Here is a 6,555-nt window from a genome sequence, read left to right as displayed (position 1 = left end):
ATTAATACTCAGATTAATAGTCCTATCCATATTTTTTCGTCTGCAAATATCGGATATAAGAAATCATAGAAAAAGGTCATATTAAAGATAGAATTGTCCCTATTAATCAACAAAGTTGCATAATAGGAATTTATAAAATACATTTGTTTCAAAAAAACGAGTAAAGATGAAAAAGATAGAGTCTATATCAATTCAGCAGCTTGATAATAAAAAGCTTGCCCAAAACAGATTAAAATCTGACATATTGTTATCTGCTAACCTTGGTTTTGACGATACGCTATTCAAACATCCAAGCCGAATGGATGCATTCGCTGCCATTTTTTGTGTCAGTGGTAAGGCAGAAGTTCAGATAAACCTAAAGAAATATGTTCTAAAAAGCGGAACTTTAGCCCTTCATGTTCCTGAAAACATTATTCAGATCAATTCTTGTGAAAATCTGATTGTATATCCATTTATTATATCATCAGAATTCATACAAAAGATACATTTTGAAACCAAAGATCTGATGAACCTGTATATGGCAGCCAAAACTTCGCCTGTATTAGACTTACAATATGAAGATATTCATATATTAGAAAAGTACTATTATTTAATGGAGAGCATACTGCAATCGGAAACAACCTACAAAGACCGTATGATTATCGGGGTAACAAGTTCTTTTTTATATAAGATATATGATATACTTATCAAGAAACTAAAAGAAAAGGAGTACACAAGAAAAATACCCGAACGATGTGAAATTGTATTTGAAGATTTTATTAAAGAACTCAATCTATTTAATGGCACCAAACACTCTTTGTCATTCTTTGCACAAAGACTAAACCTTACCCCAAACTATCTTTCGTGTAGAGTAAAAGAATACAGTGGCAGAACTGCAACAGAATGGATTGAAGAATCTGTAATCCTTGAAGCCAAAACGATGTTAAAACATACCAACCTAACCATTCAGGAAATCGCCTATAAATTAAACTTTCCAACACAAACGTTTTTCGGCAAATACTTCAAACGTATAACTGGCATTTCACCGAAACAATATCGCATGTCTTAAAGAATATAACCGACTAAACTGTTATACTATAACTTGAGGAAATAATATACTGATCAAGAAACACACCACTTTTTACCAAAGCAACCTTTTTACTTTCCAACCACTTAACACTAGTTCTGCTAAAGAAATAACTACTTCCTCAATAAAAAAAGCCGCTGAGAAATCAGCGACTTTTTTTATTCATGTGGAGCTGGAGGGATATTCCCCTACTCTTTCAAACTACTGATTTATAGGACAGTGTATTTTTGTCTATTTGTCTATTCGTCTGTTTTTGGCGATTTCTGTCTGCTATATTTTTGAGGTTACATTGACCTCTCAAAGTTTTTATAATTAAGAACTTTTGACTTGAAATACATTATTTCCTGCTTATGCCTATTCAGTTTATTCAATGTTGAATGTGAATAATGACAAGCATCTGTATCGTTCAGGAAGTCATATAAATCTGTTATTTTATCTCCCCGCAACTTACTAAACATATAAGCCCTGTCGGAAGAAGATAATTGCATAAAATATATCAATGACACCAATTCTTCAAGGCTAATTGCCATTTCATCAAAAAAGAATGTGGACGAATTGTATAATATATGAATGTTGATATAATCCAATAATATCCACATTCTTCCTTTTTTGAAAGAACGTTTAAATGAATGAGGATTGTATTCTCCACGGTGTTTCATTTGCTCATACTGAACCGGATAGATTTTATCCGTATCTTCCTTAAACCCAAAGTGAAGTAGAATATCAACCAATTCCTGTCCTGCTGAATATTCCATGACGGCTATCCTCTTTTTAGAGCACACAATTTTTTTAACTTGCACTGATATTTATCCCAAAGCTCTGAGTCCAACTTTCTACCAGAAGGGTTTGTAGCATCGTCATAGAACCAGATCCGTACTATCTCATTCTTTTCATTGCGGTTAATTGAGGTTGGACTTGCCGCCAAACTTTCCAGCAATTTGTCCGTGATCCCCTCATAACGGCAAAAGAATGGGGAATTATCTTCTATCCTTCCATGTTCCTTGCTTCCTAAATAGGTATACTCCCGATTGAAAAAACACCATTCACCTTTATCGTTCCGCACCATACCATAGGGCAGATTGATTCTGAAAAAATCAGTCATAAAATCTATATTATTTTAAATCCAACAATTTCAAGTTCTTGTCTCCAAACAGAAGTTTTAACGCCTGCTCCTTTTTCTCATCCTTCAACTGAATGGTGATAGATGCAGTCACCTCCTCACTATCCTTTCTTGCCGGCTGGTAAACTTCTGGGTAAGTGAAAAGGTCTATCAGTCGCATTCCAAGACCTTTTGCCATTTTAGAAAGTTGCCATATAGTAAAATTGGTTATTCCATTAATAGCTTTACTGAACTGTGCCTGAGACATACCTGCATATCCAGCCACGGCAATCTGAGTTAGATTCCTGTCATTCAATATCTTTCTTATATTTTCAGTGACCGGATGCGGCCCCTCTGTTCTCTTTGCTTTCATACTTGAAATTTACGAATTGAATCCCAGCATATTATTTCTTTTAATGAATAATTTATTCAAAAAAACAGCTAAATAATTTCTTAAAACGAAATATTATTATTTCCTTTGCATCGAAATAAATCTTAGACAAATGTATAACAACGATTCAATCCCCACAATAGCGAAAATACGCTATAAGTTCCGTAAAGGCTACCTGCAGGTGAGCCTGGCAGATAAAACAGAACTAAGGAAGGAACTGATGCAGGCGTTAGGCATAAGCCGGCTGACGTATTTCTCAGTCGTGCTAAACCGCGGCATCGTTAACATCAGCCTCCCCCGCTACGAGGCCATCAACCACATCTTCGCCCGCCGAGGCATCACCGACGTATGGACCACCGAGGAAGCATAGCCACACTGACCGTCCGAGAGGGGCAAGTGGCCGAGCGCATCGCCTGGGGTGCCTCGCAGAAGGAGGTGGCCGATGACCTGGGCATCTCCCGCTACACGGTGGACAACACGTTGCGGAAAATCTATCAGAAGCTGCATATCGGCAAAATCAACGAGTTGTCGGCCTGGTGGTTCTGCACGACGTTCGGCATCAGCTTCGACCTCTCGCCACTGAAACGCACCATCGGAGCCATCTGCCTGACCTGCCTGTTCATCGGCGGGGAGATGATGGACAACTACCACTTCTGCCGGTACCGGACAGGACGAGTAAGAATAGAACACATCGAACGAATAAGAGAATAACCATTATGACCAAAATCAAAAGATACAAGCTCGATTCTGACATGTACCAGTTCCACAAGGACTTCCTCCGCCTTCTTCCTGACATCAAAATGGAAGGGATAAAAGACGGGCTGATGTGCGTGGTGAACCGTTATGTGACGATAGATATCATCGCACTTGACAAGGAATTAAGGCGTATATATCCAGACGAATGGGAGCACATGTCGATGATAGAGATGATAGAAAAGCATTACGGCCACGAGGCTGTACAATTCATAAATGCAGTTATATGATATACGGATATTTACGAGTGTCGTCAGACGAGCAGGACGTCAACTCACAGAAGCAAGGGGTCGATAAATTCGCCGAAGAGCACGGCTGGCATATAGACCAATACATCACCGATGAAGGCGTATCAGGAGGAAAAGACCCCGACAAACGAAACCTTGGGCCTCTGCTGAAATTGCTGCAAAAGGGCGACATCATCATCAGTTCGGAGATAAGCCGCCTTGGCCGTGACCTGTACATGGTGATGGACATCCTTCACTTCTGCATGGAGCGCGGCTGCATCATCTACACCGTGAAAGATAAATTCATATTGGGTGATGATATCCAGAGCAAGGTATTAGCTTTTGCCTTTGGCCTGTCCGCCGAGATAGAAAGGCAGATGATACGCCAACGCACAAAGGAAGGTTTGAGGTTGCGGATGAAAATAGGTGTGCTGCTTGGCAGGCCACCCGCTGTCAGCCCTTCGGTTTCCGAACGGTTTGAAGCCCAAAAGGAAGCCATCTTGGAGCAGCACCGTTGGGGCGTACCGAACAGGAGGCTGGCCGAGAATTTCCACACCACCCGCAACACCATCGACCGCTTGCTGCTATCATGGGGCGTGAAAGATTTCGATAAAAGCTGGTACAAAAGGATGCGTGAAAAGAAGAAGGCGGAAGCCAGGAATAATCGCATGATGAAGTACAAGGATGAACCATTCAAGTGCGTCAGCATCGACCGGGAATTGATGAACGGGCTGATATTGGAAGACTTGACAATCCCCCAGATTGCAGAGCGCCTTCCGCAATACAGCTACGAACAGATATATGACACCATCCTCTGCGACCTGGAGTTCAACAACCTTTACCGGAGGCACGGGCAAAAGAAAATAAGGAAAAGCAAATGACTGAAAGACCAGCGGCAAGGTACGCACGACCTGAAAGGCAGAAGTCTCGCATGACAGCCCGGAACAGACGGGCACACCTCCCCTCTACACCCGAATGGTAGCGGGCAAAGGGATATAAGTCCACACAAAGGCCTGGGAGCGACGGCGGTTCGATTCCGCCAAGGGGAGCCAGACGATTTATGAACCAACAAAAAAATGTATGAAGATGAAAACAGAAAAGCTTTCACTGGACACCCGCGTGGCCAACGCGCTGGTGGCCAGAATCACCGAAGAACGATGGCCGGTGCACGCACAACCGGGCATCCCCTTCCGCACGGAGAACGGCAACCACATGGCGGACGTCACCGTGGAGTACGAAGACGACTTCCCATTTGGCGGGAAACTGGACGAGACCATCAACCGAGTGTTTAACTTAACACCTGAAGAACCATGACCGTACAAGAACTAATTGAGAGACTCGAAGAGTGCGACCCTGAGGCGGAAGTGTACCTGAATACAGGCGACCTGAACCTGATGGAAATTAGCAGCGTGAAAGAACACATACCGACGGATTCAGTAATAATAGGTTAAAGGACTATGGGAGAAGAATCTATATATGGTGTATGATTGAAGATGTTCATAGTTGTGAATACTTTATTTACTGATTTATGAAAGAAAACAATGTTAAAATAGAATTTGATACTATTCTCGAATATAGAGACGGTAAGGTATTCGTTGAAAAAATGAATACAAATACAATCCCAGCAATGCTGGCATGGAGTCTTATTGATGCATTGAATAAAACTATTATTGAATATTACGAGGAGGAGAAACAATGAAATGGACGCATGAGCCAGGTGAAGCTTTCTCCGTCTTGGCTTTGAATCAGGATGAAGTTAAACGATTGGTTGAAGTACTCGCTCAGCACGCACGCAAAAATGTAAGGATGAAGTATGAGAAGTACAAAGATATTCATGATAGTGGAGAAGCAACAGACAGGCAGAATGACTTGATGTTTAAGTATGAGGAACAATTCAAATTAATCGATAAAATTATACTATATGCTAGGTCATGATAATTGGATATATTGTGTCAAATATAGAAACCCCATCGAATGTGAATGAAAAAGGAAAGATGTTACAATCATGGGCCATTGAAATGCTTTCTTATCTAATTATAGAAGGAGATACCGCATTGAACTTAATGATAGAAACTATTAAAGAATGTGTTAATAGAATGAATGAAGCATTCCCCAGCACATCACTATGTATGATTGAAGTCCACAAAAACAAAAGAAATGGTTACATAGAATGTTATACCCAAAATAAAAAAGAAATGAAAGTATTCCGTATTTCTTATCAAATGATTAGAGGTGTACTACGAGAGTTGGAATGCAATAAAAAAATTGAGAAACAAACAATAACCCAAGAATAGCCACACATGAATAGAGTTTACAAACCAAATTTAAAAGCCGGTTCCCGTGTTCGTGTACTCAACACCAATGAACTCGGTACGATTGCCGAAAAATATCTGATTCGAAAGAACGGACAAGCGAAAGTATACTGCAACGTTAGACTTGACAATAAACCCGACCAAGATACCTAGTACTTTATAGACAAACTGGGCGACACAAAAGAATGCGCAATCGTGAAATCAACCGACGATAGAGGTCGAACATTGATTATTAAAGTGACGAAATATTACGATAAGCCTAAAGACAACTTGAACATTGTTATGGAATCAGAGGACGGAAGCATCCTTTTGGACCACAAATATGGTCTTCATTTCTACCTGGCGACTCTGTTATTGAAAGCTTTGACCGAAGAGTCTGACGAATAATTCCGTCCTTGACATAAACCAATAATTGAATCAATTTTGCCGGGTAATTTCTGGCTACCCGTATAAAACTAACGAACCATGACATTTACTCAAGATGATATCAGACGCATAAAAGACGCCAGCGAGGGCAGGCTTGTCGATGTAATCAGCGACTTCCACGAACTACGCCGGAAGGGGAAAGACTACGTTTGCGACTGCCCTGTGTGCAAAGGTAAGGACAAGCTGAGCATATCCCCGGCGAAAAAAATGTTCAAGTGCTGGGTCTGCCCGACCGTGAAAGGAAAAAACGCGCTTGCCTATCTGATGTCGGCGGAGGACAT

Annotated in this window: 14 protein-coding genes and 1 tRNA gene; 12 read left to right on the top strand and 3 right to left on the bottom strand. The window is 40.9% G+C overall.

The window, feature by feature from the left end:
• The first annotated feature begins 166 nt into the window (after positions 1-166).
• The gene (locus tag Q3C19_RS17525; protein WP_302731070.1) at positions 167-1,048 is read left to right on the top strand and encodes a helix-turn-helix domain-containing protein; all 882 of its coding nucleotides are present in this window, start codon (positions 167-169) and stop codon (positions 1,046-1,048) included.
• A 302-nt stretch (positions 1,049-1,350) separates the two neighbouring features.
• Here the strand turns inward: Q3C19_RS17525 and Q3C19_RS17520 are convergent, their stop codons facing one another.
• From Q3C19_RS17520 to Q3C19_RS17510, 3 genes are read right to left on the bottom strand one after another with little or no spacing between them, the layout of a single operon-like run.
• A complete protein-coding gene (locus Q3C19_RS17520; protein WP_277121195.1) occupies positions 1,351-1,821 on the bottom strand; it encodes a hypothetical protein in 471 nt (156 codons plus the stop codon).
• A gap of 5 nt (positions 1,822-1,826) precedes the next feature.
• Entirely contained in the window at positions 1,827-2,168 is a 342-nt protein-coding gene (locus Q3C19_RS17515; protein WP_277121194.1) for a hypothetical protein, read from the bottom strand.
• A 10-nt stretch (positions 2,169-2,178) separates the two neighbouring features.
• Entirely contained in the window at positions 2,179-2,538 is a 360-nt protein-coding gene (locus tag Q3C19_RS17510) for a helix-turn-helix domain-containing protein (RefSeq protein ID WP_277121193.1), read from the bottom strand.
• A gap of 130 nt (positions 2,539-2,668) precedes the next feature.
• Here Q3C19_RS17510 and Q3C19_RS17505 point away from each other — a divergent pair, with 130 nt between their 5' ends.
• From Q3C19_RS17505 to Q3C19_RS17455, 11 genes are all read left to right on the top strand, one after another.
• On the top strand, positions 2,669-2,926 hold the full coding sequence (locus Q3C19_RS17505) for a hypothetical protein (RefSeq protein WP_277121192.1): 258 nt from the start codon (positions 2,669-2,671) through the stop codon (positions 2,924-2,926).
• Positions 2,905-3,267 carry a helix-turn-helix transcriptional regulator gene (locus Q3C19_RS17500; RefSeq protein ID WP_277121191.1) on the top strand — a complete coding sequence of 121 codons (363 nt, stop codon included), beginning with the start codon at positions 2,905-2,907 and terminating at the stop codon, positions 3,265-3,267. The genes Q3C19_RS17505 and Q3C19_RS17500 overlap by 22 nt, the downstream gene beginning before the upstream one ends.
• A 5-nt stretch (positions 3,268-3,272) precedes the next feature.
• A complete protein-coding gene (locus Q3C19_RS17495) occupies positions 3,273-3,539 on the top strand; it encodes a hypothetical protein (protein ID WP_277121190.1) in 267 nt (88 codons plus the stop codon).
• Positions 3,536-4,417 carry a recombinase family protein gene (locus tag Q3C19_RS17490; protein ID WP_277121189.1) on the top strand — a complete coding sequence of 294 codons (882 nt, stop codon included), beginning with the start codon at positions 3,536-3,538 and terminating at the stop codon, positions 4,415-4,417. Before Q3C19_RS17495 ends, Q3C19_RS17490 begins: the two co-directional genes overlap by 4 nt.
• Before the next feature lie 78 nt (positions 4,418-4,495).
• Positions 4,496-4,588: transfer RNA gene (locus Q3C19_RS17485), tRNA-Cys, on the top strand.
• Between the two features lie 34 nt (positions 4,589-4,622).
• The gene (locus Q3C19_RS17480) at positions 4,623-4,850 is read left to right on the top strand and encodes a hypothetical protein (protein ID WP_302731065.1); all 228 of its coding nucleotides are present in this window, start codon (positions 4,623-4,625) and stop codon (positions 4,848-4,850) included.
• The gene (locus Q3C19_RS17475; protein WP_302731063.1) at positions 4,847-4,987 is read left to right on the top strand and encodes a hypothetical protein; all 141 of its coding nucleotides are present in this window, start codon (positions 4,847-4,849) and stop codon (positions 4,985-4,987) included. The genes Q3C19_RS17480 and Q3C19_RS17475 overlap by 4 nt, the downstream gene beginning before the upstream one ends.
• A 77-nt stretch (positions 4,988-5,064) precedes the next feature.
• A complete protein-coding gene (locus Q3C19_RS17470) occupies positions 5,065-5,235 on the top strand; it encodes a hypothetical protein (protein ID WP_302731061.1) in 171 nt (56 codons plus the stop codon).
• Entirely contained in the window at positions 5,232-5,471 is a 240-nt protein-coding gene (locus Q3C19_RS17465) for a hypothetical protein (protein ID WP_302731059.1), read from the top strand. Before Q3C19_RS17470 ends, Q3C19_RS17465 begins: the two co-directional genes overlap by 4 nt.
• A gap of 41 nt (positions 5,472-5,512) precedes the next feature.
• Positions 5,513-5,830: a hypothetical protein gene (locus Q3C19_RS17460; RefSeq protein ID WP_302731057.1), complete on the top strand. Its 318-nt coding sequence runs from the start codon at positions 5,513-5,515 to the stop codon at positions 5,828-5,830.
• Positions 5,831-6,313: 483 nt separating this feature from the next.
• The coding region (locus Q3C19_RS17455) for a CHC2 zinc finger domain-containing protein (protein ID WP_302731055.1) at positions 6,314-6,555 on the top strand (242 nt) is incomplete at its 3' end.

It is taken from the genome of Bacteroides sp. ET489, assembly GCF_030518095.1.
GTDB classification, from domain to species: domain Bacteria; phylum Bacteroidota; class Bacteroidia; order Bacteroidales; family Bacteroidaceae; genus Bacteroides; species Bacteroides ndongoniae.
Note: the sequence above shows the minus strand (reverse complement) of the source record. Positions and strands in the feature narration are given on the sequence as shown.